The organism is Shimia sp. FJ5, assembly GCF_032918335.1.
In the GTDB taxonomy this organism is placed as follows: Bacteria; Pseudomonadota; Alphaproteobacteria; order Rhodobacterales; family Rhodobacteraceae; genus Shimia; species Shimia aestuarii_A.
Window position 1 is genome coordinate 448,235 of sequence record NZ_JAWJUV010000002.1, and the last position, 25,294, is coordinate 473,528.

Here is a 25,294-nt window from a genome sequence, read left to right on the forward strand (position 1 = left end):
AGGGCGCGATGAGTGGGGCTTGGGAATTCTGGATCGACCGGGGCGGCACGTTTACGGATATCGTCGCCCGCAGGCCTGATGGGGGTGTGGCGACGCACAAGCTCTTGTCGGAGAACCCCGAACGCTATCGCGACGCCGCCGTGCAGGGCATCCGCGAGATCATGGGCGTGGACGAGGATTTCCCGGATGGGAGTATCCGCGCGGTGAAGATGGGCACGACCGTGGCGACCAACGCGCTTCTTGAGCGCAAGGGCGAGCGCATTCTTTTGGTCATCACCAAGGGATTCCGCGATCTTCTCGAGATCGGGTATCAGGCGCGGCCAAGGCTCTTTGATCTCGAGATCAAGCGCCCGGACCTCCTTTATGAGCGGGTCGTGGAGATGGATGAGCGGCTCGATGCGGAGGGGGCGGTGTTGCGCTCGCTCGACGAGGCGGCGCTGCGCGCGGAGATGCAGGCCGGGTTTGACGCCGGCATTCGCGCGGTGGCGATTGCCGGGCTGCATGGCTATCTCAACCCGGTGCACGAAGCACGCGCGGCAGAGATCGCCCGCGAGATCGGATTTACGCAGGTCTCGGCCAGTGCCGAGGTCTCGCGGCTGGCGAAGCTCGTGGGGCGCGGCGATACCACGGTGGTTGATGCTTACCTGTCGCCGATCCTGCGCCGCTATGTCGAGCAGGTTGCCGGGGCGCTCGATATGGGGCGGGCCTGTGAGCGGTTGTTGTTCATGCAATCCAACGGCGGGTTGACGGATGCGAGCCTGTTTCACGGGCGCGACGCGATCCTGTCGGGGCCGGCGGGAGGCATTGTCGGCATGGTCAAGACGGCAGAGGCGGCGGGGTTTGACCGCCTTATCGGCTTTGACATGGGCGGCACCTCGACGGATGTCAGCCATTATGCCGGGGAATACGAGCGCAGTTTCGAGACCGAGGTCGCGGGCGTGCGGATGCGCGCACCGATGATGGATATTCACACGGTCGCCGCCGGGGGCGGGTCGATCTGTTCCTTCCGCGATGGGCGCTATCAGGTGGGCCCCGAAAGCGCGGGCGCCGATCCTGGACCGGCTTGCTATCGCCGGGGCGGGCCGCTCACAGTGACCGATTGCAATGTCATGCTTGGCAAGCTCAACCCCGATCACTTCCCGCAGGTCTTTGGCCCCGAGGGGGATCAACCGCTCGACGCAGAGGTCGTGCGGGAGAAGTTCGCAGCCCTTGCGGCAGAGATCGCCGAGGCCACGGGGCAGGAGGCGCAAAGCCCCGAGGCGGTCGCCGAGGGGTTCCTGCGCATTGCGGTCGACAACATGGCCAACGCGATCAAGAAGATTAGCGTGCAGCGCGGCCATGATGTGACGCGCTACACGCTCCAGTGTTTCGGTGGCGCGGGCGGGCAGCATGCTTGTCTCGTGGCGGATGCCTTGGGCATGACACGGGTGTTCGTACATCCGCATGCAGGCGTTCTTTCGGCCTATGGTATGGGGCTTGCCGAAATTCGTGCCATGCGGGAAGTGCAGTTCGAAGCGCCTGTCGCTGACGAGGCGGCGGCCCTGTCGGCCCTTGCGGAGCTTATTGCGGCGGCGGAAGACGAGGTGCGCAGCCAAGGCGTCCGAGAGGTCCGCACCGAGGCCCGGGCGCATCTGCGCTATGAAGGTTCGCACCAAGCGCTTGAAGTGGCGCACGGCAGCGCCGAGGAGATGCGCGCCGCCTTCGAGGCGGCGCACCAACAGCGGTTCGGCTTTGTCTCGCCCGAGCGCGGTTTGATGGTCGAGATGCTCTCGGTCGAAGCGATTGGCGAAACGGGCGAGGCACCGGGCATCGTCGATCATGCGGGCGATGGCCGCGCGATCGCGCATATTCCAGTGCACCTTGAAGAGGCGCGGCGCGATGTGCCGCTCTACGATCGCGCCACGCTTGGCACCGGCGTGAAAGTCGAGGGCCCGGCGGTTATCACCGAGGCCACCGGCACCAACATGATCGAGCCGGGCTGGCGCGCCGAGGTGGACGGTTTTGGCAACCTCATTCTTGAGCGGGTGACGGAGAAGGCGCGCGCAAGGGCGGCGGGGACCGAGGCTGATCCGGTCCTGCTTGAAGTGTTCAACAACCTCTTCATGTCGGTTGCGGACCAGATGGGTGCGACGCTCGCCAATACGTCCTGGTCGGTGAACATCAAGGAACGGCTTGATTTCTCTTGTGCGATTTTCGACACGGCAGGCGATCTTGTCGCCAATGCACCGCATGTGCCGGTGCATCTTGGCTCTATGTCGGATTCCATCCGCACGGTGATGCGCGAGAACCCGGACGTGGCCGAGGGCGACGCCTTCATGCTCAATTCGCCCTATAACGGTGGCACGCATCTGCCGGATGTGACGGTTGTGACGCCGGTGTTCCATGGTGGCGAGGTGGTGTTCTGGCTCGGCTCGCGGGGGCATCATGCGGATATCGGCGGGCGCACGCCGGGATCCGGGCCGCCGGATTCCAAGCATATCGAGGAAGAGGGCGTGTTGATCGACAATGTGCGCCTCGTCGAAGCGGGCCATTTTCAGGAAGCGCGGGCGCGCGAGGTCTTGGCCAGCGGTCGGTATCCGGCGCGCAACCCGGATCAGAACATGGCCGACCTCAAGGCGCAGGTGGCGGCGAACGAGACCGGGCGGCGCGAACTGCTCAAGGTGGTGGGGCAATACGGGCTCGACGTGGTGCAGGCCTATATGGGCCATGTGCAGGACAATGCCGAAGAATCCGTGCGCCGTGTCGTGGACCGGCTTGGTGACGGGGCGTTTTCCTACGAGATGGACAATGGGGCGCAGATCGAGGTGCGGGTGTCCGTGGACCGGGACGCGCGTGAGGCGGTGATCGACTTCACCGGAACCAGCGCACAGCAAGAGGGCAACTATAACGCGCCGCTGTCGATCTGTCGGGCAGTGGTGCTCTATGTGTTCCGCACCATGGTGGGGGCCGAGATTCCGCTCAACGAGGGCTGTCTCAAGCCGCTGCGGATCACCGTGCCGGAAGGGTCGATGCTCAACCCCGGCTATCCGGCGGCGGTCATCGCGGGAAACACGGAGGTCAGCCAGGCGACTTGTAACGCGCTCTATGGGGCGCTTGGGGTGATGGCGTGTAGTCAGGCGACGATGAACAATTTCATCTGGGGCAATGACGACTTTCAGAACTACGAGACCATTGCGGGCGGCACAGGCGCGGGGCCGGGATTCCGGGGCTGCGACGCGGTGCAAAGCCACATGACCAACACGCGGATGACCGACCCGGAAATCCTCGAGAAACGCTTTCCGGTGCGGCTCGAAACCTTCCGAATTCGACCCGAGTCCGGCGGAAAAGGGCAGTGGGATGGCGGCAATGGCGCGCTTCGGACCATGCGCTTCCTCGTGCCGGTGACGGTCACGACGCTGACCTCGCACCGCCGGGTGCCACCGTTTGGCGGCGATGGCGGTGGGGCCGGGGCCGTGGGCGAGAACTGGGCCGAGATGCCGGATGGAACGCGCAAAGATTTGCCGGGCAATGCCGAGATCGACCTGCCCGCGGGCAGCGTCTTTGGCATGGCCACACCGGGCGGCGGCGGTTGGGGGAGGTAAGCGGAGCGCGCCCGAGGGCGCGCGCAGGATGAGCGCCTTGCGGCGCAGATGCGAGGCGCTGCCTCGCGCTCCGGAGTATTTTCACAAAGGTGAAGAAGGGGCGCAGGTCTGTTCTTCCCCTTTGTAGAAATACTCCCGCCGGAGGCACGTCGCTCCCGGGCCCCTATGGGCACGGGAGCATATCATGGGCGCTGCCAAAGGCAGCGCGCCTTTGGATCACGCGGCGGAGAAGCCTGCGTCGAGGGCGGAAAGGATCGTGTCGATCTCGCCTTCCGAAATGGTCAGGGGCGGTGACATCAGGATGTTGTGCATGCCGAGCCGCACCATGGCGCCCGCCTCGTAGGCGGTTTGATGGATGCGGGCCATGGTTGCGCCGTCCATCGGGGTCTTGGCGGGTTTGTCCGAGACGATCTCGATCCCGGTCATCAGCCCGTGGCCACCGCGCACATCGCCGATGATGTCGTGTTTTTCGGCGAGTTTCAGCACGCCTTCGTAAAGCTGGGTGCCGCGGGCGGCGGCGTTGCTCTTGAGGTCGAGGCGCTTGGTCTCGGCGAGGGTGGCGATCACGGCGGCGGCGCCGACCGGGTGGGCCGAATAGGTGTAGCCGTGATAGATGCCCGCTTCGCCGCTATTGTCCTTTTCAAAGACTTCGGCCACGGCCTCGCTGATTAGGCAGGCGCCGACGGGGAAGTAGCCCGAGGTGATGCCCTTGGCGGTTGTCATCAGGTCGGGTTGGACGCCCCAGTGGCGCGCGCCGGACCAGTCGCCTGTGCGGCCAAAGCCGGTGATGACCTCGTCGGAGATCATCAGGATGCCGTGGCGGTCGCAGATTTCGCGCATCAGGCCCATGAAGGAGGCGTCGGGTACGATCACGCCGCCTGCGCCCTGAATCGGTTCCATGATGAAGGCGGCGATGGTGTTCGCGCCTTGGAAGGCGATCTCGTCCTCAAAGGCGGCGGCGATATTCTGGGCAAGCTGCGCCGGGTCGGTCTCGTTGAACGGGTTGCGATAGGTGTAGGGCGAGGGCAGGTGGAAACAGCCCGGCAGGAGCGGTTCGTAGTTGATGCGGAAGCGGTTGTTGCCATTGACCGAGGCACCGCCGAAATGCGTGCCGTGATAGCCCTTCTTGAGCGAGATGAATTTCGTCCGGGTCGGTTCGCCGCGCAGGCGGTGATACTGGCGCGCGAGGCGCAGGGCGGTTTCGACGCTGTCGCTGCCGCCGGAGGTAAAGAAGACCCGGCCCATGCCGTCCTCGGCAAAGAATTCGCGCACCGCATAAGAGGCCTCGATCGCGGGCGGGTTCGAGGTGCCTGCGAAGGCGGAATAATAGGGCAGGTCGTAGAGCTGTTTCGCAATCGCCTCTTTCACCACGTCGTTGGAATAGCCGAGGTTCACGCACCAGAGGCCACCCACGGCGTCGACCGTGCTATGGCCGTCGATGTCGGTGATCGAGACACCGGAGGCACCGGTGATGATTTTTGGCGTGTTGGATTGTAGGTCGCCGGGGGCGCCCATCGGGTGCCAGAGGTGGCGGGCATTGTTTTCCTTGAGGAAGTTTTCGTCTTTCATGGCGTGTCCTGACTCTCGGCCCTGATTCTCGGGATTTGTGAATTTGATCAAATCCTACGCCTCTTGTTTGTCCTGTCCAGAGTGAAGGCGAAAACGCTGCGAAAACGGCGCGGATCGCTGTGGCAGAATCGGGAGTGCGCGTGCTAGGTTTTGGGCTATGCCTCAAACTGACCCCAAGATAAGCGAAAACCGCCCGGTAATTCGGCAATTGGACGATGCTGCGATCAATCGGATCGCGGCGGGCGAAGTCGTGGAGCGTCCGGCCTCTGCGGTCAAGGAACTTGTGGAGAATGCGCTCGACGCAGGCGCGCGGCGGATCGAGGTCGCCTATGGCGATGGTGGCAAGACATTGATCCGGGTGACGGATGACGGTTGCGGCATCGCGCCGGGGGATTTGCCGCTGGCGCTTGCGCGCCATGCCACGTCGAAGATCGATGGCAGCGACCTTCTTGATATTCACACCTTCGGGTTTCGGGGCGAGGCCTTGCCGTCGCTTGGTGCGGTGGGGCGGCTTAGGATCACCTCGCGGGCTGCGGGCGAGGACGCCGCCGAGATCGTGGTCGAAGGCGGCCGCATGGGGGCGGTGAAACCGGCGGCGTTGAGCAAGGGTACGCGGGTCGAGTTGCGGGATCTGTTTTATGCGACGCCGGCGCGGCTCAAGTTCATGCGCTCGGACCGGGCCGAGGCGCAGGCGATCACGGATGTGGTCAAGCGGCTGGCCATGGCAGAGCCGTTCGTGGGCTTCACGTTGCGCGATGTGACGGGCGGCGGCGAGGGGCGCGTGACCTTCCGCACGGAGCCAGAAAGCGGCGATCTTTTCGACGCGCTACACGGGCGGCTTGCAGGCATCATTGGCAAAGAGTTCGCAGAAAACGCGCTCCGGATTGATGCCGAGCGCGAGGGGCTGCACCTTGTGGGCTATGCCGCCCTGCCGACCTATTCGCGGGGATCGGCGGTCGCGCAGTATCTTTTCGTCAACGGGCGGCCTGTGAAGGACAAGCTTCTCGTTGGGGCGCTTCGGGGGGCGTATTTCGATTTCCTCAGCCGCGACCGGCATCCGGCGGCGGCGTTGTTCATTGATTGCGATCCGCATCTTGTCGACGTGAACGTGCATCCGGCGAAATCGGAGGTGCGGTTCCGCGATCCGGGGATGGCGCGGGGGCTGATCGTGTCGGCACTACGCCATGCGTTGGCGGAGGCGGGGCACCGGGCCTCGACCACCGTGGCGGGCGCGACGCTCGGGGCGTTCAGGCCCGAACCTATGGGAGATAGCCCCGCGCGGGTCTATCAGATGGATCGCCCGTCGTTTGGCGCGCGCACGACAGCCTATGCAGCGCAGGCGCCGCACGCCACGCCGGGCTTTGCCGAGTTTTCGGACGCCTATAGCGCGCGGGTCGAGCCGGTTGTCGAAGAGACGGCGCCGGAGGAGGGCGCACCCCGGCTCGAGGCGCTGCCGCTAGGGGCGGCGCGGGCGCAGGTGCATGAGAATTACATCGTCGCCCAGACAGAGACGGGCATGGTCCTTGTCGATCAGCACGCGGCGCATGAACGACTTGTCTATGAAAAGCTGAAACACCAGATGGCCGAGAACGGGGTTGCGGCGCAGGCGTTGCTCATCCCCGAGATTGTCGAATTGTCCGAGGGCGATTGCGCGCGGCTCCTCGCGGTGGCGGAGGAGTTGACGACGCTTGGCCTCACCATTGAGCCGTTTGGCGGCGGGGCGGTCGCGGTGCGCGAGACCCCGGCGATTCTTGGTGAGGTCAATGCGCGGGCGATGGTGCTCGATATTCTTGACGAGTTGGACGATCAGGGCGAGAGCCTGTTGGTGCGGGCCAAGATCGAGGCAATCCTGAGCCGGGTGGCCTGTCACGGGTCGATCCGGTCGGGGCGGCGGATGCGGGCGGATGAGATGAACGCGCTTTTGCGCGAGATGGAAGCGACGCCGCATTCGGGCCAATGCAACCACGGGCGGCCGACTTACGTTGAGTTGAAACTAAGCGATATCGAGAGGCTGTTCGGGCGGACATGATCCAGGTCGGTGAGTATCTTTTGGGGCCGGTGGAAGTAATCGGTCTGGGCGCAGTGGCGCTTGTGATCCTGTTGTTGATCCTCGCGATCCGGGCGGCGGGGCGGTCGGCGCGGGTTGCCGAGCCGCTTGCGCATCAGATCGGGGCGTTGGGGCAGCGGGTCGAAACCCTCTCGGCGGGGCAGCAGCAGTTGTCGGGGGGCCTCACCCATGTGGCCGAGTCGCAGGCGGCGGCGCAGGCGAACCTTTTGCAGCACATGGAAAAGCGGCTTCAGCAGGTGAACCAACAGATGACCGAGAACCTGCAAGGCTCGTCCCGGCGCACGGCGCATAGCTTGGGCGAGTTGCAGGAGCGGCTTAAGACCATCGACAAGGCGCAGGAAAACATCACCAAGCTATCGGGCGATGTGCTGTCGTTGCAGGATATCCTGTCGAACAAGCAGACGCGCGGGGCGTTCGGGGAGATTCAGCTCAACGACATTGTCGGCAAGGCGCTCCCGAAGGATTCCTATGCGCTTCAGCAGACGCTTTCGAACGGGAAGCGGGCGGATTGCCTGATCCATCTGCCGAACCCGCCGGGGCCGATTGTCATCGACTCAAAATTCCCGCTCGAACCTTATGAGGCCTTGCGCCGGGCCGAGACGCAGGGGCAGCTGAACGAGGCGGCGCGGATGCTTCGGACGGCGGTGCGAGCGCATATCAAGGCGATCTCGGAGAAATACATCCTTGAGGGCGAGACGGCGGATGGGGCGTTGATGTTCCTGCCATCAGAGGCCGTCTATGCCGAGCTACACGCGAATTTCCCCGAGCTTGTGCGCGAGGGGTTTGCGGCGCGGGTCTGGATCGTGTCGCCGACGACCTGCATGGCGACACTGAACACGATGCGCGCGATCCTCAAGGACGCACGGATGCGGGAACAGGCGGGCGCGATCCGGCGCGAGCTTGGCCTGCTTTATGCGGATGTGGAGCGGCTTGGGACGCGGGTCGAGAACCTTGATCGGCATTTCGGACAGGCGGCGAAGGACCTTTCGGACATCAAGATCAGCGCCGACAAGGCGGGCCGTCGGGCACGGCGTCTCGACAATTTCGACTTTGAGGAACTGGCGCCCGAAAGCGAAGAAGCGATCCCGCTTGCCAAGCCCGAAGGCTAAAGGCGACTCCGACGTTCAGAAGTGTGCTATCCTGCCCGCCAGTGCGGGACGAGGATATGAGGTTACCCTGAAAACACATTAAGAACGGGAAGGACGGGACATGCGCGGAGTCTCACTTTGGTTTTTCGGGCTGGCGGTTGTCAGCGCACTCTGTGGCATGGTGTGGGGCATCCAGATGTCTGCCAGCCACAATCATTCATTGTCCCCGGCTCATGCTCATCTCAATCTCATCGGTTGGGCCGGGTTTGCGATTATCGGGATCTACTATCACCTCATCCCCTCGGCGGCGGAGTCGATCATGGCGAAGGTGCATTTCGCGGTGGCGGCGGTGGGGCTTGTTCTCATTGTGCCGGGCATTGTTCAGGCGCTGCGCCAGACGGGTGAGACGCTTGCCAAGGCCGGCTCGATCCTGACGCTTTTGGGGATGGTGATCTTTGCAATCACCGTCTGGCGCAACCGGGGTTGAGAAAGACCGCACCGCGATGAATTGATTTGCGTAAGATCAAGGACCGGGTGCATGATAGCCGGGCAAGATGCGGACCAGGACAATGTCAGGAGGCGCCAAAATGCTCGAGATTACACCGTGGAAAGTTGCCCAAGTGGTGCTTATGGGGCGCGAGTTGGACCGCGCCGAAGGCGAGTTGCGCGCGTTCATTGAACGTCTGAACGAGGATGAACAGGCGAGCCTTGTCGCTGTGATGTGGATCGGGCGCGAAAGTTTTACGGCCGATGAGCTTGGCGAGGCGATTGCCACGGCCAAGGCCGAGGCGACGGCGCCAACAGCGGATTACCTGCTCGGTTCGCCGCATATGTCGGATCACCTTGAGAACGGCATGGATGAGCTTGGCATGTCGCTTGCCGACGAGGAAGACGACCTCGTGCGCGGCGGTTAAGCAGCGATCTTCCGGAATTGAAAAAGAGACGGCGGAGGCGACAAACCTCCGCCGTTCTTCGTATCAAGCCAGATGGTCCACGATCTCGAGGTGCTGGGCCAGTGTGTCGATCTCGCCAAGCCAACGGGTGAACAGCTTGGGATCGCTTGGTGCCGCGGAGACGCCCGCGGGAATCTCGCGGTTCAGCACGGATTCGACGGCGAGGGAGACCGGGATCGAGACGAGGCGCGACATGGCGGTGCCGCGGTCGTCGCCCCAAGCGTCCATGACATAGGTCTTGTGCCAGACCTCGGCCCCGTCTTTCTCGGCGGTGAGGCCGACGCAGAGCACGACGCGGTCCGCTTCGCCTTCGTCATAGGCGTTTTCGTCCCAGAACTGGTCCGACATGTCCTTGAGCCGCGCTTCGCCCTCGGGTCCGGAGAGGGTTTCGATTTCCTTGAACACGTGGTCCCAAGCTTCGGTCCAGCCGTTGAGGCGCAGGGTGCCCCGCACAAACTCTTTGACCGACCAGTTGGGATCGAACTTGTAATCCTTCATGAAGGGGATCGAGTCGCGGTTCGGGTAGACCTCGAAGCTTTCCGGGGTCGGTAGCGGCGCGTCGTAGGAGGAGATCGCATCCCAAGGGCGGGCCACGTCGAGCGGCGCGAAATCACGGATCGAGCGGGAGGGCGAGCGCAGGGCCTTCAAGACGCCGAGCGGCGACCAGCTAAACTTGTAGCGGAAGGGGTTCGGCTCTTTCGGGATGCCGCCGCAATAGGAGATGAAGGAGAGCGTATTCCCCGCATCATAGGCCTTTGAGGCGCGATAATCGGCGATCAGCGCATGGGCCATCAGGTGGTCGATGCCCGGATCGAGGCCCACCTCGTTGACGCAGGCGACACCGGCGGCGCGAGCCTTGTCGTCAAGCGCCTTCATCTCGGGCGCGATATAGGAGGAGGAGACGAAATGTGCCTCTTTGGAAATGCAGAGCTCGGCCAGTGGCACATGCCAGTCGCCAGGCAGCATGGAGACCACCACATCGCCCTTGGCCAGTTCGGCGCCGAGCGTGTCGATGTCGAAGGCTTTGATCTTGTCGGTCAGGTCGCCCACAGCCTCGCGGGCCTTGTCGGTCGTCCGGTTCCAGACGGTGATCTCGTGGCCTGCCTCGAGCAGGCGGCGCAGGCCGGGGATGGCGGAGAGGCCGGTGCCACACCAGTGAATCGTCATCGTTTGGGTCCTTTCATCCGTATTTCAGTTTTGCGGTGACGATGGCAATCATCACCAAGGTGCCGACGGTGTTGGCGAGGATAATGGGCCAGTCCATCAGCAGAAGGCCATAGGCGAGCCATAGCATCACGTTCACGAGGAACAGGCCATTGGCGAGGAGCGACAGGTCGCGGGTATCGCCGGTGCGCCAGACGCGTACCGCTTGCGGTGCCCAACTGATCGCGCCCAGCACGGCGGCGGCGTAGCCGATCACCGGGGTCAATGTCGCCGACATGGGTCAGACCTTTGCCACATGGGTTTGGAAATCGGCCTCGGCGCGGGTCCAGACGCCACCCGAGAGGTCATCCACCGAGAGCAAGGTCGGCAGAAGCTGGGCGGCGTAGTCCTCGGAGGATTCCAGCGGCAGGAGAGAGGGCAGGTTGTCGATCGCCATCACATCGAGCGGCGGATTCTCGTGGACGCGCAGGGCCGGGGCATCCCATGTGGTCGCCTCCGCATAGACCGGGACGGGGTTATAGTCGCTGTCGGGATCGCAGGCGACATCGCCGATGGCCGAGAGGGTGCGGGGGGCGGACTTGGCGCTTGCAGGGACGAACACAGGCGTGCCGGGGCGCGCGAAGATGCAGTTCATGAAGATGTCATGGTCGAGAAGCTCTGGGAAAGGGCCGCCCGAGGCGGTCTCGGCCATGTCCCATTTGGTCACCGAGATGCCCATGGTCTCGAGCATGTCAGAGGCCCCGGTGCCGACACGGCCCAGAGCGCCGATGACGATCGCCGTCGGCATGTCGCGGTCGAGTGTGTCGAGTCCGGCGCCGATATCGTCAAGCATGGCGTCCTTGTTGGGATAGCTCGAGACCGGGCCGCAAAGGCCGCCCGCCTGCTGTTCGATCCAGGCCTTGAGGGTCACGGCGGCACCGGCATAGCCCGCCCAATAGCCGAAGGCGGCAACGCGGCGTCCGTCTTCGTCGACGAGATACTCGAGGTCAAAGAGGGTGCCGCCCCCGGCCTTGAAGCGGCGCAGGAGGGCAGCGCCGGAGTGTTGGCCCTTGTAGGCGTGGCCGAACATGATGTGGCGATGCGGCAGGGGCGTGCCGTCTTCGGGGAGTTCCTTCAGACCGAAAATGATCGCGTCCTGCGGGGCGGTGGGCCAGCTATTCTCGGGTGCGATGTCGCAGCCTGCGGCGCGGTAGCCGTCAATCGGGATCGCGCGCACCGAGCTATCCTCGACTGTGACGCGGATGCCCTTGTCCAGAAGCGCTTTTGCGCCCTCCGGTGTCAGCCCGACGCGGTCTTCGTTTGGCCTCTGTTCGGCCCGCACCCAGAGATGTGTCATGTCCGTTCCCTCGCTTTTGTCCGAATGGTAAATCAGCCCTCGCGGGGAATGACAAGCGGTTGGCGTGATCCAGCGGCGCGCCGCCGGGGCGGCGCACAGGATATGCGCCTTTGGCGCGGGGGAGGGGCCAGCCCCTCTTGGCCGCAGGGCGGCCAATTCACCCCGGGATATTGTGAGCAAGAGGAAGAGTGGGGTGGGGGGTTAGCGGCGGCCTTCGCGCAGCCAGCCAAGCAGGATCAGGGAGGCGGACATGAGCAGCGTGAGCCAAGGTGGCAGGAGCGCCGTGCGGGCGATGTCGAGGGTTTCAAAGGCGCCGCGTGGCGTTATCCCCATCCAGCCGCGCCCGGCGGCGGGGCGGCCTTCGCGCACGGCGCGCAGGGTCGGCAGGCCGTCTTCGAGCGCGAAGCTGCCGCCTTGGCGGGTCTCGATCAAGGGGGCGAGCACCGTGTCGGTGACGATGGTGCGTTCGAATTCGCGTGGGGCGGCGGGACCGAGGCCGATCACCGCTTCATGGTCGTCATTGGCGAGGCGGTAGAGGCCGATCTCGGGGCCGGTGTAGCGGGTTTCGAACTGACCGGGGCGTGTCTCCTGCATGGGGCGTGTCTCCGTCGCGCCGGAGGGGGTCGTGATGGTCACGTCGCCCACGGTGTCGGAGAGGGAGCGGCGGATAATGCGCATGGTGCGGCCCGTGGCCTCGGCCCAGAGCGCCTCTTCCTCGAGGTCGGGTTCTCCCATCATCCAATGGGCGAGACGGCGCAGCAATTCGAGCTGTGGCCCGCCGCCCTCATAGCCGCGTGCCCAGAGCCAGGCGTGGTCGGAGGCGAGAAGCGCGACACGGCCTTCGCCAACCCGTTCGAGGACGAGGAGCGGCAGGTCGTCATGGCCGGTCATCAGCACGTTGCCCGCGCCCGGTTCGACCTCGATCTGGCGCAGCCAGCGGCCCCAGTCGCCGTCCTGTGGCAAGTCGTTTGTCACCGGGTGGCGCGCGCCGAGATCGGAGACCTTGGGCGCAAAGGGCGCGTCGATCACCCGCGCGGTGGGGCGGGCGGGGAGCACCTCGCCGAGAGGTGAGCGGAAGATGGAGTCGGCGCTCGCAAAGTCCGGCCCGGCGGCGACCAGCACCGCGCCGCCGGTCTGGACATACATCGCCACGTTCTCGAGGTAGAGCGAGGGCAGGATGCCGCGACGTTGGTAACGGTCGAAGATGATGAGGTCGAAATCCTCGATCTTGTCCATGAACAGTTCGCGCGTCGGAAAGGCGATGAGCGAGAGTTCAGAGACCGGCACGCCGTCCTGTTTCTCGGGTGGGCGCAGGATGGTGAAATGCACGAGGTCCACGGAGGCGTCGGATTTCAGAAGGTTGCGCCATGTGCGGCCGCCGGGATGCGGTTCGCCCGAGACAAGCAGGACGCGCAGGCGGTCGCGCACGCCGTTGATTTGCACCACGGCGCTATTGTTGCGGTCGGTGAGTTCGCCGGGGGCGGTCGGCACGGTGATCTGGATCACGTTGCGCCCGCCATGGGTCAGGGTCAGGGGCAGTTCTGCGGTGACGCCGACACGCAGGTCAAAGCGTTGCGGCGGCGCGCCGTCGATGGAAATCTCGAGCGGGGCGGTGCCGGTCTCGGAGGCAGGCACGGCGCCACTATCCTCGATGCGCAGTGTCAGGCGGATTTCCTCGTCGAGGATAGCGAAGGCGGGGGCGCCGGTGACGGTCAGGCGGCGATCCCAGTCGGTTTCGCGTCCGGTATGGAGGAGGTGCAGGGGCGCTGGAAGGTCGGGCGCGCGGGTCATGTCGTGCACATGGCCATCGCTCAGGGCGAAGATACCAGCAATGCGGGCGCGAGGTTCTTCGGCCAGCGCTTCGGAGAGCGCGGTCATCATTTCGGTGCCTGCGTTCTCTGCGCCGTCGGGCACTGTGATGCGGCGCAGCTCGGTATTGGGGCGCGCGGTGATGCGGGCGGCCAGCGCCTCGGCGGCGGTTTCGGTTGTGGCGGCACGATCGGCGAGGCGTTGGCTCGCGCTTTGGTCCTCGAGCATGAGGACGATATCGCTCAGGGGCGCGCGGTTCTCGCGTTGCAGCACCGGGCCTGCGAGCGCGGCGAGGATGACCAGCGCGGCGAGGCCCCGGAAGGCCCAGCCGGAGAGGCGGCGCCAGAAGGCCCAACCGACAAAGACCAACGCCAGCGCGGCGAGAAGCCCAAGTGCCCAGAGGGGCAGGAGGGGATCGAAGAGCACGTGTCCGGTCATTGGCCGAGCCTGTCGAGAAGGGCGGGGACATGGACCTGATCGGATTTATAGTTGCCGGTCAGCACATGCATCACGAGGTTGACGCCGAAGCGGTAGGCCAATTCGCGCTGGCGTTCGCCGCTGCGGCCCCGGCCCACGGGGTAGAGCGCGTTGCCGTTGCGATCCATGGCCCAAGCGGCGGCCCAGTCGTTGCCGCCGATGACCACAGGCGTCACACCATCGTTGAGATTGCGGAAGGGCATGCCTTCGATCTTTTCGGCATCGGCGGGGGCGGCTTCGACCCAGACATCACGGCTCGTATAGCGGCCGGGGAAGTCCTGAAGGAGGTAGAAGGTCCGGGTCAGCACGTGGTCGCCAGGCACGGGTTCGAGTGGCGGGATGTCGAGCGGTGCGGCGAGGCGTTGGAGCTTGCGCCCATTGGGGCTTGCCGAGCCAAAGCGGGCAACATCGGCGTCGCGGGTGTCAAACAAGATCATGCCGCCCGCGCGCAGGTAAGCGTTGAGCTTGGCATAGGCTTCGTCGGAGGGGATCGGCTGGTCCGGGGTGATGGGCCAGTAGAGGAGCGGGTAGAGGGCGATCTCGTCGGTTTCGAGGTTGATCGCAGCAGGCTCGGTCGGCTCCACCGAGGTTCGGAAGAAGAGGGTTTCCGACAGGCCGAGGAGGCCCGCATGGGCGGTGTCGTCGATCCGGGCGGTGCCGGTCAGGACATGGGCGAGCACCACTTCGCGGGTATCGGCAATGGCGCGGCGTTCGTCGGCACGCGCCTCGGGAATGGGCAGGGCGAGCAGCAGGACAATGCTTGTCGCTGCGCGGGCGCCACGCAGGCGACCGGACACGGCGAGAGAGGCAAGAATGTCGAGCAGCAATAGCGCAAGGGCGCCCGCGAGGAGCGGACCGGCAAGCGGGCGTTCGGGCGCGGCTTCGAAGCCGGTGATGACGGTGCCTGCGGGCCAGTTCGCGGGGAGGAGCTCGGTCTCGCTGGAGATCACGTTGCGGGCGACAAGCCGGGCGCCGGAGCGGTAAAGGCCGGGACGGAGCGCCGGGCCGAGGGGGGCGGTCGCAAGGTCTTCGCCGGAGACGCCCACGAGGGTGGGGTCGTCCTGTAGGCGGCCAAAGCCATCGAGGACGCGCACGGGCTGCCATGTGGTGCCGGCGAGGCGCTCTTCGTCCGAGAGTGTCGTCGCGCTCAGGATAGCGAGGCGGTCGAGCATGCGCACGAAGAGGCCGGAAAGCGGCAGGCCGGACCATTCGGCATTGGCGGTCACGTGGAAGAGGACGACCTGTCCTTCGCCGAGGCGCTTGCGGGTGACGAGGGGCGTGCCGTCGGAGAGCTCGGCGATGACGCGGGAGGCGAGGTTGGGGTCGGGCTGGGCCATGACCTGTGCCTCGATGCGAACCTCGTCAGGGACGGGGAGGCCGTGGAACGGGCTTTCGGCGGGGAAGGGGGCGAGGGCCTTCGGCTCGCCCCAGCTCATTGCGCCACCAACGCTACGGCCTCCGGCGCGCAGGCGCACGGGCAGGAGCGGGTCTTCGGAGGTGCCGCCCGCGCTGGCTGCGGCGAGGCGCGGTCCGGCAAAACGCAGCAGAAGGCCGCCCTCGGCGATCCAGTCGGAGAGATCGGCGGTTTCTCCGTCCGAGAGTGTTGCCACGTCGGCCAACACGATCACATCCGGGTTCGCGGGCAGGACAACGGAGAGCGCGCCTTCGAGGATGTCGGCATTGGGGCTCAAGGCTTGGCGCAGGTAGTGCAGCGGCGACAGGAGTTCGAGCCCTTCGCGGGATTCGCGCCCGGCGATCAGGGCGACTTCGCGGCGGCGCAGGGAGTCATCAGAGAGGGAAACGGCGGCGGCGGAGCGTTGGCCCGCGATCTCAAACCGGGAGATTCGCGCCCGCAATTCGGCAGGCAGGGAGAGGTCGGTTGATGCGGTGGCATCGCCGGGTGCGAAGGAGAGCGGCGCGGTGGCAAGGACACGGGCGGCGCCGGAGGGATCGAGGCCGTGGGCTTCGACGGTGATATCGCGCGCGAGGGGCGTGGCGGCGCGGCGGGCCTCGATGGTCAGGATACCTTCGGAGACCTCGGTCGGGGCGAGGGCGAGAGCCGCGCGGCTGCCTTCGACGATCTCGACCCGGCCCTTGTCTTCGAGCGCGGCAAGCAGCGTGCGGCGTTCGGAGTTCTCAAGGCCGTCGGACATCCAGAGCGTATCGAAACCGGTGTCGGGAAGGGCGTCGGCGAGGGTTGTGAGGGTGTCGGGCAGGGGTTGCCATGGGGATGGCGAAATCCCTGCGAGCTGTGCCTGCCACGTGGCTGCGGGCTGGAAGCGTGGAGTCTCGGCGGCGGTCAGTTGCACCAGCGCAACCTCGCGGCCCGCGCGGTGGGCTTCGTCGAGGCGGGTGTCGAGCATGGCCATTTGCGCACGCCAGTTCGCCGCCGCGCCCCAGCCGCCGTCGAGCAGGACCAAGAGGCGGTCTTGGCGGGCGGTGTCGGTTTGCTCGGGATTGAGGACAGGGCCAGCGAGCCCAAGGATGAGCGCGGCAATGGCAAGTGCACGCAAGAGCAAGAGCCACCACGGGGTGCGGTCGGTGACGGTATCCTCGTCCGTGAGGCCGATAAGAAGGGCGACGCCGGGAAAGCGGCGCACGATCGGCGCGGGCGGGATGGCGCGCAGGAGAATCCACAAAACAGGCAGCGCCAGCAGTGCATAAAGCAGCCAGGGTGTCGTGAAGCCTATGGAAAGCGCCCCCATCATGGGCGACGTTCCAGCGCGCGATAGAGCCAGAGAAGCGCCGATTGCGCCGATTGCGTCGTGTCATGCGGCGCGAATTGCCAGCCCGTTGTTGCCGCAAGCGCCTTGAGCCGGGCGCGGCGTTCGATCAGCCGCTCCATGTAGCGGTCGCGCAGGTCGGAGGCCTTGCGGGTCTCGTGGCTGAGGCTTGCGCCCATACTCTCAAAGACGGCGCGACCGTGGAAGGGAAAGCTCTCTTCGGCGGGGTCGAGCACCTGCATCATGACGCCGCGAATGCCCCGGTCGGCGGCTTTGAAGAGGGCGGCCTCGACGGCGTCGAAATCACCAAGGAAATCCGAGATAAAGAGCGCGCGGGCATGGGGCAGCATGGCGCGAGCTTCGGGAGTTCCGAAATCCTCGCCGCTTGGCCCGAGAAGCATCTCGGTCAGGCGCAGGATCTGGCCTTCGCCCCGGCGCGGGGGCAGGGCGGTGCCTGTGAGGCCGACGCGTTCTCCGGCACGGATCAGGAGGATCGCCACCGCAAGCGCGAGGGTGCGGGCGCGGTCGCCCTTGGTCATGCCTGTCTTGAGGCTGGTGAAGTCCATCGAGGCAGAGCGGTCCACCCAGAGCATCACCGATTGCGCCACCTGCCATTCACGCTGACGCACGAATTGCGCGTCCGAGCGCGCCGAGCGGCGCCAGTCGATCATGCGCAGGGAATCACCGGGTTGGATCGGGCGGTATTGCCAGAAATCATCTCCCAAACCTGCGCGACGCCGCCCGTGTTCACCCAAGAGCACCGTCCCGGCGAGGTGTTCGGCCTCGGCAAGGAGCGGCGGCAGGCGGGCGGCCTCGGTCTCGGCGCGCGTGCGAAGATGGGCGGTGTCCGTCACGCGGCGGCTCCGATCCCGTCCATCCCGGCGAGGGTCTCGGCGATCAGGTCGGACACGGTCTCGCCCCGGGCGCGGGCCGCGAAAGTCAGCGCCATGCGGTGCGACAGGACCGGCACAGCCATCGCGGTCACGTCTTCGGCGGAGGGCACGAGGCGGCCATGTAGGAGCGCCTGCGCGCGTACCGTCAGCATCAGGGCCTGTGCGGCGCGGGGACCGGGCCCCCATGCAACGGTCTCGCGCACCGCTTCGGAGGCGGAGGGATCTTCGGGCCGGAAAGCGCGCACGAGGTCGAGGATCATTTCCACCACGCTTTCGCCGACGGGCATGCGTCGCAGAAGAGTCTGGGCGGCGATGAGGTCGGCGGCGGTAAAGACGGCGTGCGCTTCTTCCTCTTCGACGCCTGTCGTCGCGAGGAGAATGTCGCGTTCGGTGTCGCGGTCGGGATAGGGCACGTCGATCTGCACGAGGAAGCGGTCAAGCTGGGCCTCGGGGAGGGGGTAGGTGCCTTCCTGTTCGATGGGGTTTTGCGTTGCAAGCACGTGGAAGGGCGCATCGAGGGGGCGATCCTCGCCCGCGACGGTTACCTTTTTCTCCTGCATCGCTTGAAGGAGGGCGGATTGGGTTCGGGGGCTGGCGCGGTTGATCTCGTCCGCCATCAGGAGCTGACAGAAGATCGGGCCGGGGACAAAACGAAACTCGCGCGTGCCGCCCTTGCCTTTCTCGAGCACCTCAGAGCCGAGAATGTCGGCAGGCATGAGATCGGGCGTGAACTGCACCCGGTTGCCATTGAGGCCCATCACGGTCGAAAGGGTTTCGACGAGGCGCGTCTTACCAAGGCCGGGAAGGCCGATCAGCAGGGCATGTCCCCCACACAAGAGCGCCGAAAGCGTCAGGTCGACGACGCGCTCCTGACCGATGAACCGCTTGGTGATGGCGGTTTTGGCGGCTGCGAGCTGCCCGGTCAGCGCCTCGATATCCGCGACAAGATCGGCGTCTTGGGCCATGACAAGTCCTCCGCTAGGTTTATATCCTAAGAGAAACCATATCGCGGGGAACGGAAATGGCAAAAGCAATGAGCGGACAAATTCCCGTGACATCCTCGTTTGAGGGGATCGCGGAGGCGGCGCGTGATGCGGGAAAAGGCAAGACGCTCCCGCCTGTGCATCTCTGGAATCCGCCGCTTTCGGGCGATATCGACATTCGGATCGCCAAAGACGGGCGTTGGTATCACGAAGGTGGCGAAATCCGGCGCGCACCGCTGGTGCGGGTGTTCTCGACGATTCTCAAACGGGAGGGCGACGAGACCTTTCTTGTCACGCCGGTTGAGAAATGGCGGATCACGGTCGAGGACGCGGCCTTTGTCGCCGTCGATGTCGAGGCCGAGGGGCGCGGAGAGACGCAAGTCTTGCGGTTTGTGACCAATGTCGGCGACGTCGTCGAGGCTGGTGCGGAGACCCCCATCCGCGTTGAGGGTGGAGAGGAAGATCCCGCGCCTTATGTCATGGTGCGCGGTGGGCTTGAGGCGCGGATCGACCGCAAGAGTTTCTATCGCATGGTTGAGATGGGCGAGGAGGCCGAGATCGATGGCGCGCGCCATTTTGGCATCTGGTCGGGCGGCACGTTCTTTCCGCTTATCGCGGCTGAGGCGTTGGGTTAGGCCGCGACGCGGCGGGTCTCGCCGCGCTGGGCGATGATGACACCGAGGATGACGATGCCTGCGCCACAGGCCTTGGTCCAGTTCCAGCCGTCCCCGAGCGCGAGCATCAGGAGCATGACGTAGAACGGCGCGACGTTGATATGAAACGAGGCGACGGCGATGCCGAGGCGACCGACCGAGGCAATCCACATCACCTGACTGAGTGCGCCGGCGGCGAGGGCATAGATCGCAAGCATGGTGATTTGGTGGGTGTCGATCACCGCGCGGGGCAGCACGTCTGCACCGATCGCATAGGCGACGAGGAAGATCGTCGCGTTGAAGACGAGCCCACCTGCAAGCGTGATCGTCGTGCGTCCGACCGGGGAAAGGTCGGAGAAGTCGCGCACGGTAAAGTGGCTTCCGAGCGCGAAGAGGAAACAGGACCCGAGCGCCGCGAGGACGCCCGCGCCGAGGGTTTCAACGCCTGTGCCGCCTGTGGCGATCACGCCGCCCGCGACGGAGGCGATCATGCCAAGAACGAAGGCCGTGTTGAGGCGTCGCCCACCGCTCCACATTTCGATCAGGGTTGCGGCGATGGGGGTGCCTGTGGCGATGATGGCGACGGTGACGGCGTCGGTCAGGGATTGCGCGAGCAAAAGAAGGTAGGTGCCGAGGCCAAAGGTTAACCCGCCAATGAGCGTGCCGCGCCCCCAACGCGCCGAGGCAACGGCGCGGGGGCCATCAACGAGGAGCCAAAGCACCATCAGCATCGTCACAGCGAGCGCGAAACGTGCGGTGATGAGGGCCAGCGTCGGCCAGGTCTCAAGCAGCACCTCGGCCGCCGGGAAGCCACAGGCCCAGGCGAACATGGAGGCCACGCCAAGGGCGTTTCCGGACAGAGTCCGGCGGGCGCCGCCGGCCGCGATGGGCCGCACGGGATTGGGGCTTGTCGAGGACATGCCACACCTCTCCTGCAAGGTCGAAACTGATTTTGAAATGCCGCCCGGCGTTGCGGGCTGACCCTTCGTCCCTCGCGTGATTCGGGATGGGTTTCTTGTTCATTTTCGACAGTGTGTCGTTTTCGGACCTTGTCTTGGGTGCGGGTCGAGGCAAGGGTGAGAGTCATGATCCGCTCTGCCGCCAATATCAGCATGCTGTTTGATGAGATGCCGTTTCTCGAAAGGTTCACGGCTGCGAAGGCGGCGGGGTTTGATGCGGTCGAGATTTTGTTTCCCTATGAGACGCCGATCGAAAGGCTTTGCGCCGCGAAGGCGGCGGCGGGGCTACCTGTCGTGCTGATCAACACGCCGCCCACGGATTGGGATGCGGGCGCGCGGGGATGGGCCGCCGTGCCGCGGCAGGAGCGGCGGTTCCGCGAGGATTTCGAGCAGGCGCTTCGCTATGCGCGGGCGCTTGATGCGGGGATCATTCACGTGATGTCAGGCGTTGCCGAGGGCGACGCGGCGCGCGCCACTCTGGTTGAGAACCTGCGCTGGGCCACGGCAATGGCACCGGAGCAGAGGCTCAGCATCGAACCGCTCAACCCGGTGAGTATGCCGGGGTATTTCCTCAACGACTATGCGCTTGCGGTCGAGGTTATCGATGCGGTGGGGGCGGAAAACCTGACCCTGCAATACGATGCGTTTCATGCGCAGATGTTGACCGGGGATGCGCTTGCCGTGTGGCGCGCGTATGGGGCGCGGGCCGGGCATGTGCAGGTCTCTGATGTGCCGGGGCGCGTTGCGCCGGGGCTTGGTGGTGCGGTCGATTTCGACGCGCTTTTCGCGGCGTTGCGGGGGGATGGGTATGACGGGTACGTCAGCGCAGAATATCTTCCGGGCGAGGCGGGCACCGTGGCAGAGCTTGGCTGGATGAGCCGTTTTTAGTGGCCGATCCGCGCAGCGTCGGCACAGCTTTCCTCGGCGGTCTCCATCTCGATCATGCCGTGGTGGATGCCGAAACGATCAGAGAGCATCTGGCGCAGGGTCGCGCGCAATTCGGCGGGGGCTTTGCTGCCGTCAATCACCACATGGGCGTCGAGCGAGACCTCGTGTTCCTGCATGCGCCAGAGATGGACGTGGTGGATTGAGGCGACGCCGGGCATGCCTTCAAGCGCGGCGAGCACCTCTTCAAGGGGCGGATCATCAGGGCTTGCCAGCATGAGGATGCGGATCACGGGGCGCAGGCCGGTGGCGGAATGCCAGAGGATATAGCCCGCGATGACGAGGGTCAGGATCGGGTCGATCAGGCGCCAATCGTAGAGCAGGATCAGCACGCCCGCGACGATCACGGCGATGGAGCCGAGTGCGTCGGCGATATTGTGCAGAAAGGCGGCGCGCATGTTCACGCTGTCGCGTGACAGGCGCATGATGAGAAGCGCGGTGACGGCATCGACGACGAAGGCGATCCCGGCGACGATGACGACGATCCAGCCCTCGACTTCGATCGGGTTGAACAGGCGGCCGATGCCTTCTGAGACAAGATAGAGCGCGATGACGATCAGTGTCGTGTAGTTCACCAGCGCCGCCACGACCTCGGCACGACCATAGCCAAAGGTCATGTCGGCATCGGCAGGTCGCCGTGCGATCCGGCGGGCGAAGAAGGCGATGATGAGGGAGAGGGCGTCGGAGAGGTTGTGGATCGCATCGGCGATCATGGCGAGCGAGCCAGAGATCACTCCGGCAACGATCTGCGCCAGCGTCAGTGCGACATTGACGATCACAGCCCAGAGGACGCGTGTGTCTCCGGTATCGGGTAGGGCGTGGTGGTGGTGATCGTGGGGCATCGGCACTCCTTGGACAGAGGGTGCGCCATGGGTGTGAGGGAGGCAAGGGGCTGTGCGCTTAGGTCGCTTGTGCAGGCGTGCACAGGGGGGTGCGCGTTGCGCTATGGCGGCGAAGAAGAGACATAGAGAAAAACATTCAGGAGATTCTATATGTTTCCACCACGGTTTCAGCCCTTTCTCTTTGCCTTCTTCATGTCGGGTATGATGTCCTTCCTGATCATCGGTATCTCGACCCTGCGACTTGCCGGGTTCGTCGAAGGGTTCTTTGGCCTATGGGTCAGCGGCTGGCTCTCGGCCTGGGTCGTGGCGTTTCCGATCGTGCTTTTCGTGGCGCCGCTGGCGCGCAGGATCACGATGCGTCTTGTGAAACAGCCTGCCTAGTGCGCCTCGGCCCAGTTCGCGCCTTGCCCAGCGTCAACGATGAGCGGCACGTTCAGTCTCACCACCGGCTCGGCCGCGCCCTGCATGATGTCGCGGGCGACCGCGATTGTCTCGTCCACGGCGCTGTCTTCGACCTCGAAGATGAGTTCATCGTGCACCTGTAGGAGCATCTTGGCGGGCAGGTCGGCAATCGCCTCGGGCATGCGGATCATGGCGCGGCGAATGATGTCGGCGGCAGTCCCTTGAATCGGCGCGTTGATCGCGGCGCGGTTGGCAAAGCCCGCGCGCGGGCCTTTGGCGTTGATCTCGGGCATGTGGATTTTGCGGCCAAAGAGGGTTTGGACGTATTCGTGCTCTTTCGCAAACGCCTTGGTGTCGTCCATGTAGGCGCGGATACCGGGGAAGCGTTCGAAGTAGCGGTTGATGAAGTCCTGCGCCTCGCCACGTGGGATGCGCAGGTTGCGGGCGAGGCCAAAGCCGGAGATGCCGTAGATCACGCCGAAGTTGATCGCCTTGGCGCGCCGACGCACTTCGGGCGTCATCTCGTCCAGCGGCACGTCGAACATCTCGGACGCGGTCATGGCGTGAATGTCGAGACCGTCATGGAACGCCTGTTTCAGCGCGTCGATATCGGCGATATGGGCGAGGATGCGCAGTTCGATCTGGCTATAGTCGAGGGAGATCAGGGTCTTGCCCTCTTCGGCCACGAAAGCCTCGCGGATGCGGCGGCCCTCTTCGCTCCGGACAGGGATATTTTGCAGGTTGGGATCGGTTGAGGCGAGACGGCCCGTGTTGGCCCCGGTCTGCACATAGGAGGTATGGACGCGGCCCGTGTCGGGGTTGATGTGGTCTTGCAACGCGTCGGTGTAGGTTGATTTGAGCTTTGAAAGCTGCCGCCAGTCGAGGATACGGGCGGGCAGGTCGTGTTCCGTTGCGAGATCTTCGAGGACATCGGCGGGTGTTGAATACTTGCCGGTCTTGCCCTTCTTGCCCCCCGGAAGCGCCATTTTCTCAAACAGGATTTCACCAACTTGCGCGGGCGAGCCGACGTTGAAGCTTTCTCCGGCGAGTTCGTGAATCTCGGCCTCAAGGCCGGCCATCTTTTGGGCGAAGGCGTTGGACATGCGCGAAAGCGTGTCGCGGTCGACCTTGACCCCGTGGCGTTCCATCTGGGCCAGCACGGGCGAGAGGGGGCGTTCAAGGGTCTCGTAGACCGTTGTCACCTGTTTCTGGTGCAGTTGCGGTTTGAAGAGCTGCCAGAGGCGGAGGGTAATGTCGGCATCCTCAGCGGCGTATTTCACCGCCTCCTCAAGCGGCACCTTGTCGAAGGTGATCGCGGATTTGCCAGAACCGAGCAGGGATTTGATCGGGATCGGCGTATGCGAGAGATAGCGTTCGGCAAGCGTATCCATGCCGTGACCGTGCAGGCCCGCATGAAGCGCGTAGCTCAGGAGCATGGTGTCGTCGATGGGGGCGACGGCAATGCCATAGCGCGAGAGGATCTTGGCGTCATACTTGGCGTTCTGGAAGATCTTGAGGATCGCGGGGCTTTCCAGCACGGGCTTGAGCGCGTCGATCACCTCGTTCAGGGGCAATTGCCCCTCGGCGAGTTCGTCGCTGGCAAAGAGATCGTCCGTTCCGGCCTCTTTTTTGTGGCCAACGGGGATATAGCAGGCTTCGCCCGGCTCGACGGACAGGCAGATGCCGACGAGATCGACGACCATTTCGTCAAGCCCGGTGGTCTCGGTATCGACGGCGATATAGCCCCGCGCATGGGCCTTGGCGATCCACGCATCAAGGGCGGCGCGGTCCTTGACCCATTCATAGGCGTCCACGTCAAACGGCTTGTCCTCGGGCGCATCCGCGGCGCCGCCTTGTGCGGGACCGGTGGCGGCGGGGGCTTCGGGGATGACAGGGGCCTCGACGCCGAGATTGTCGGCGACGCGCTTGGAGAGGGTGCGGAACTCCATCTCGGAGAGGAATCCAAGGAGGGTCTCGGGTTCCGGGTCGCGCACCTCGAGATCCTCGATGGTGAAGTCGAGCGTCATGTCGCAGTCGAGCTGCACCAGCCGTTTCGACATCTCGATCTGCTCGCGTTTCTCGATCAGGGTCTGGCGGCGCTTGGGTTGCTTGATCTCTTCGGCGCGGTCGAGAAGCTCTTCGAGAGAGCCGAATTCATTGATGAGAAGCGCGGCGGTCTTGACGCCGATGCCGGGCGCGCCGGGGACGTTGTCGACGCTATCGCCTGCGAGCGCCTGCACATCGACGACGCGGTTCGGGCCGACGCCGAATTTCTCTTCGACGCCTTCGCTATCAATGCGTTTGTTTTTCATTGCGTCGAGCATTTCGACACCGCCGCCGACAAGCTGCATCAAGTCCTTGTCCGAAGAGATGATGGTCACGCGACCCCCGGCCTCGCGGGCGCGGCAAGCGAGCGTCGCGATGATGTCGTCGGCCTCGAAGCCTTCGACTTCCTTACAGGCGATGTTGAACGCTTCGGTCGCTTTGCGGGTCAGGGGGAATTGCGGCACGAGGTCTTCGGGTGCGGGGGGGCGATTGGCCTTATACAGATCGTAGAGATCGTTGCGGAAGCTCTTGCCGGAATGGTCGAAGATCACGGCGACATGGGTCGGCGCGTCGGGGCCGGTATTGGCCTCAACATAGCGGTAGAGCATGTTGCAGAAGCCCGCGACCGCCCCAATGGGAAGCCCGTCGGATTTGCGCGTCAGTGGCGGCAGGGCATGGTAGGCGCGGAAGATGAAGGCCGAGCCGTCGATCAGGTGCAAATGGCAGCCCTTGCCGAATCCGGTGTCCATGTCGCGCTCCCTTGGTGTCTTGCTATGGCCCTTGTTGTGCCATGCGGGGCAGGG

General features: G+C 64.8%; 19 protein-coding genes. 8 read left to right on the forward strand and 11 right to left on the reverse strand.

Annotated features, from left to right (window positions below; translation table 11 throughout):
• Positions 1-8: 8 nt before the first annotated feature.
• On the forward strand, positions 9-3,581 hold the full coding sequence (locus R1W01_RS08660) for a hydantoinase B/oxoprolinase family protein (protein ID WP_317275195.1): 3,573 nt from the start codon (positions 9-11) through the stop codon (positions 3,579-3,581).
• A 216-nt stretch (positions 3,582-3,797) separates the two neighbouring features.
• Here the strand turns inward: R1W01_RS08660 and R1W01_RS08665 are convergent, their stop codons facing one another.
• A complete protein-coding gene (locus R1W01_RS08665) occupies positions 3,798-5,150 on the reverse strand; it encodes an aminotransferase class III-fold pyridoxal phosphate-dependent enzyme (RefSeq protein ID WP_297754185.1) in 1,353 nt (450 codons plus the stop codon).
• Between the two features lie 157 nt (positions 5,151-5,307).
• On the opposite strand from R1W01_RS08665, the gene mutL reads away from it, so the two are divergent.
• The 4 genes from mutL to R1W01_RS08685 all read left to right on the forward strand — a co-directional run bounded on the left by mutL (position 5,308) and on the right by R1W01_RS08685 (position 9,220).
• Positions 5,308-7,179, forward strand: coding sequence for a DNA mismatch repair endonuclease MutL (mutL, locus tag R1W01_RS08670; protein ID WP_297754182.1), 1,872 nt, complete (start codon positions 5,308-5,310; stop codon positions 7,177-7,179).
• Positions 7,176-8,327 (forward strand): DNA recombination protein RmuC, encoded by a 1,152-nt coding sequence (locus R1W01_RS08675; RefSeq protein WP_317275196.1) that lies wholly within the window; start codon positions 7,176-7,178, stop codon positions 8,325-8,327. Before mutL ends, R1W01_RS08675 begins: the two co-directional genes overlap by 4 nt.
• A 100-nt stretch (positions 8,328-8,427) precedes the next feature.
• The gene (locus R1W01_RS08680) at positions 8,428-8,793 is read left to right on the forward strand and encodes a hypothetical protein (protein ID WP_297754176.1); all 366 of its coding nucleotides are present in this window, start codon (positions 8,428-8,430) and stop codon (positions 8,791-8,793) included.
• A gap of 100 nt (positions 8,794-8,893) precedes the next feature.
• Positions 8,894-9,220, forward strand: a complete 327-nt coding sequence (locus tag R1W01_RS08685; RefSeq protein ID WP_243611869.1) for a DUF3775 domain-containing protein — start codon at positions 8,894-8,896, stop codon at positions 9,218-9,220.
• A 63-nt stretch (positions 9,221-9,283) separates the two neighbouring features.
• Here the strand turns inward: R1W01_RS08685 and R1W01_RS08690 are convergent, their stop codons facing one another.
• The 7 genes from R1W01_RS08690 to R1W01_RS08720 form a co-directional block, all read right to left on the reverse strand.
• Positions 9,284-10,426 (reverse strand): saccharopine dehydrogenase family protein, encoded by a 1,143-nt coding sequence (locus R1W01_RS08690; RefSeq protein ID WP_297754172.1) that lies wholly within the window; start codon positions 10,424-10,426, stop codon positions 9,284-9,286.
• 13 nt (positions 10,427-10,439) lie between these two features.
• Positions 10,440-10,700, reverse strand: coding sequence for a SemiSWEET family sugar transporter (locus R1W01_RS08695; protein ID WP_243611871.1), 261 nt, complete (start codon positions 10,698-10,700; stop codon positions 10,440-10,442).
• Between the two features lie 3 nt (positions 10,701-10,703).
• Positions 10,704-11,759 carry a saccharopine dehydrogenase gene (locus R1W01_RS08700; RefSeq protein ID WP_297754169.1) on the reverse strand — a complete coding sequence of 352 codons (1,056 nt, stop codon included), beginning with the start codon at positions 11,757-11,759 and terminating at the stop codon, positions 10,704-10,706.
• A gap of 201 nt (positions 11,760-11,960) precedes the next feature.
• Positions 11,961-14,006, reverse strand: a complete 2,046-nt coding sequence (locus tag R1W01_RS08705) for a hypothetical protein (RefSeq protein ID WP_297754166.1) — start codon at positions 14,004-14,006, stop codon at positions 11,961-11,963.
• Positions 14,003-16,753, reverse strand: a complete 2,751-nt coding sequence (locus R1W01_RS08710) for a DUF4159 domain-containing protein (RefSeq protein ID WP_297754163.1) — start codon at positions 16,751-16,753, stop codon at positions 14,003-14,005. The genes R1W01_RS08705 and R1W01_RS08710 overlap by 4 nt, the downstream gene beginning before the upstream one ends.
• Positions 16,750-17,622 carry a DUF58 domain-containing protein gene (locus R1W01_RS08715; RefSeq protein ID WP_243611875.1) on the reverse strand — a complete coding sequence of 291 codons (873 nt, stop codon included), beginning with the start codon at positions 17,620-17,622 and terminating at the stop codon, positions 16,750-16,752. Before R1W01_RS08715 ends, R1W01_RS08710 begins: the two co-directional genes overlap by 4 nt.
• Positions 17,619-18,626 (reverse strand): AAA family ATPase, encoded by a 1,008-nt coding sequence (locus tag R1W01_RS08720; protein WP_243611876.1) that lies wholly within the window; start codon positions 18,624-18,626, stop codon positions 17,619-17,621. The genes R1W01_RS08715 and R1W01_RS08720 overlap by 4 nt, the downstream gene beginning before the upstream one ends.
• A gap of 68 nt (positions 18,627-18,694) precedes the next feature.
• Between R1W01_RS08720 and R1W01_RS08725 the strand changes: the two genes are divergently transcribed.
• The gene (locus R1W01_RS08725) at positions 18,695-19,279 is read left to right on the forward strand and encodes a DUF1285 domain-containing protein (protein ID WP_297754158.1); all 585 of its coding nucleotides are present in this window, start codon (positions 18,695-18,697) and stop codon (positions 19,277-19,279) included.
• Here the strand turns inward: R1W01_RS08725 and R1W01_RS08730 are convergent.
• Positions 19,276-20,217 (reverse strand): DMT family transporter, encoded by a 942-nt coding sequence (locus tag R1W01_RS08730; RefSeq protein WP_297754153.1) that lies wholly within the window; start codon positions 20,215-20,217, stop codon positions 19,276-19,278. The genes R1W01_RS08725 and R1W01_RS08730 overlap by 4 nt on opposite strands.
• A 165-nt stretch (positions 20,218-20,382) precedes the next feature.
• On the opposite strand from R1W01_RS08730, the gene R1W01_RS08735 reads away from it, so the two are divergent.
• The gene (locus tag R1W01_RS08735; protein WP_297754150.1) at positions 20,383-21,144 is read left to right on the forward strand and encodes a hydroxypyruvate isomerase family protein; all 762 of its coding nucleotides are present in this window, start codon (positions 20,383-20,385) and stop codon (positions 21,142-21,144) included.
• Here the strand turns inward: R1W01_RS08735 and R1W01_RS08740 are convergent.
• Complete coding sequence (locus R1W01_RS08740) at positions 21,141-22,043, reverse strand: cation diffusion facilitator family transporter (RefSeq protein ID WP_297754147.1); 903 nt, start codon at positions 22,041-22,043, stop codon at positions 21,141-21,143. The two genes, R1W01_RS08735 and R1W01_RS08740, sit on opposite strands and share 4 nt — an antisense overlap.
• A 150-nt stretch (positions 22,044-22,193) precedes the next feature.
• Between R1W01_RS08740 and R1W01_RS08745 the strand changes: the two genes are divergently transcribed.
• Positions 22,194-22,424 (forward strand): DUF2798 domain-containing protein, encoded by a 231-nt coding sequence (locus R1W01_RS08745; RefSeq protein WP_243611881.1) that lies wholly within the window; start codon positions 22,194-22,196, stop codon positions 22,422-22,424.
• Here the strand turns inward: R1W01_RS08745 and polA are convergent.
• Complete coding sequence (gene polA, locus R1W01_RS08750) at positions 22,421-25,240, reverse strand: DNA polymerase I (protein WP_297754144.1); 2,820 nt, start codon at positions 25,238-25,240, stop codon at positions 22,421-22,423. The two genes, R1W01_RS08745 and polA, sit on opposite strands and share 4 nt — an antisense overlap.
• Positions 25,241-25,294 lie beyond the last annotated feature (54 nt).

What these genes read in the sequence shown, in the direction of transcription:
- mutL (WP_297754182.1), top strand. Translation starts at nt 5,308, where the DNA reads ATGCCTCAAACTGACCCCAAGATAAGCGAAAACCGCCCGGTAATTCGG.
- R1W01_RS08720 (WP_243611876.1), bottom strand. Translation starts at nt 18,626, where the DNA reads ATGGCCCAAGACGCCGATCTTGTCGCGGATATCGAGGCGCTGACCGGG.
- R1W01_RS08725 (WP_297754158.1), top strand. Translation starts at nt 18,695, where the DNA reads ATGAGCGGACAAATTCCCGTGACATCCTCGTTTGAGGGGATCGCGGAG.
- R1W01_RS08680 (WP_297754176.1), top strand. Translation starts at nt 8,428, where the DNA reads ATGCGCGGAGTCTCACTTTGGTTTTTCGGGCTGGCGGTTGTCAGCGCA.
- polA (WP_297754144.1), bottom strand. Translation starts at nt 25,240, where the DNA reads ATGGACACCGGATTCGGCAAGGGCTGCCATTTGCACCTGATCGACGGC.
- R1W01_RS08740 (WP_297754147.1), bottom strand. Translation starts at nt 22,043, where the DNA reads ATGCCCCACGATCACCACCACCACGCCCTACCCGATACCGGAGACACA.
- R1W01_RS08700 (WP_297754169.1), bottom strand. Translation starts at nt 11,759, where the DNA reads ATGACACATCTCTGGGTGCGGGCCGAACAGAGGCCAAACGAAGACCGC.
- R1W01_RS08660 (WP_317275195.1), top strand. Translation starts at nt 9, where the DNA reads ATGAGTGGGGCTTGGGAATTCTGGATCGACCGGGGCGGCACGTTTACG.
- R1W01_RS08690 (WP_297754172.1), bottom strand. Translation starts at nt 10,426, where the DNA reads ATGACGATTCACTGGTGTGGCACCGGCCTCTCCGCCATCCCCGGCCTG.
- R1W01_RS08695 (WP_243611871.1), bottom strand. Translation starts at nt 10,700, where the DNA reads ATGTCGGCGACATTGACCCCGGTGATCGGCTACGCCGCCGCCGTGCTG.
- R1W01_RS08745 (WP_243611881.1), top strand. Translation starts at nt 22,194, where the DNA reads ATGTTTCCACCACGGTTTCAGCCCTTTCTCTTTGCCTTCTTCATGTCG.
- R1W01_RS08685 (WP_243611869.1), top strand. Translation starts at nt 8,894, where the DNA reads ATGCTCGAGATTACACCGTGGAAAGTTGCCCAAGTGGTGCTTATGGGG.
- R1W01_RS08730 (WP_297754153.1), bottom strand. Translation starts at nt 20,217, where the DNA reads ATGTCCTCGACAAGCCCCAATCCCGTGCGGCCCATCGCGGCCGGCGGC.
- R1W01_RS08665 (WP_297754185.1), bottom strand. Translation starts at nt 5,150, where the DNA reads ATGAAAGACGAAAACTTCCTCAAGGAAAACAATGCCCGCCACCTCTGG.
- R1W01_RS08710 (WP_297754163.1), bottom strand. Translation starts at nt 16,753, where the DNA reads ATGATGGGGGCGCTTTCCATAGGCTTCACGACACCCTGGCTGCTTTAT.
- R1W01_RS08705 (WP_297754166.1), bottom strand. Translation starts at nt 14,006, where the DNA reads ATGACCGGACACGTGCTCTTCGATCCCCTCCTGCCCCTCTGGGCACTT.
- R1W01_RS08735 (WP_297754150.1), top strand. Translation starts at nt 20,383, where the DNA reads ATGATCCGCTCTGCCGCCAATATCAGCATGCTGTTTGATGAGATGCCG.
- R1W01_RS08675 (WP_317275196.1), top strand. Translation starts at nt 7,176, where the DNA reads ATGATCCAGGTCGGTGAGTATCTTTTGGGGCCGGTGGAAGTAATCGGT.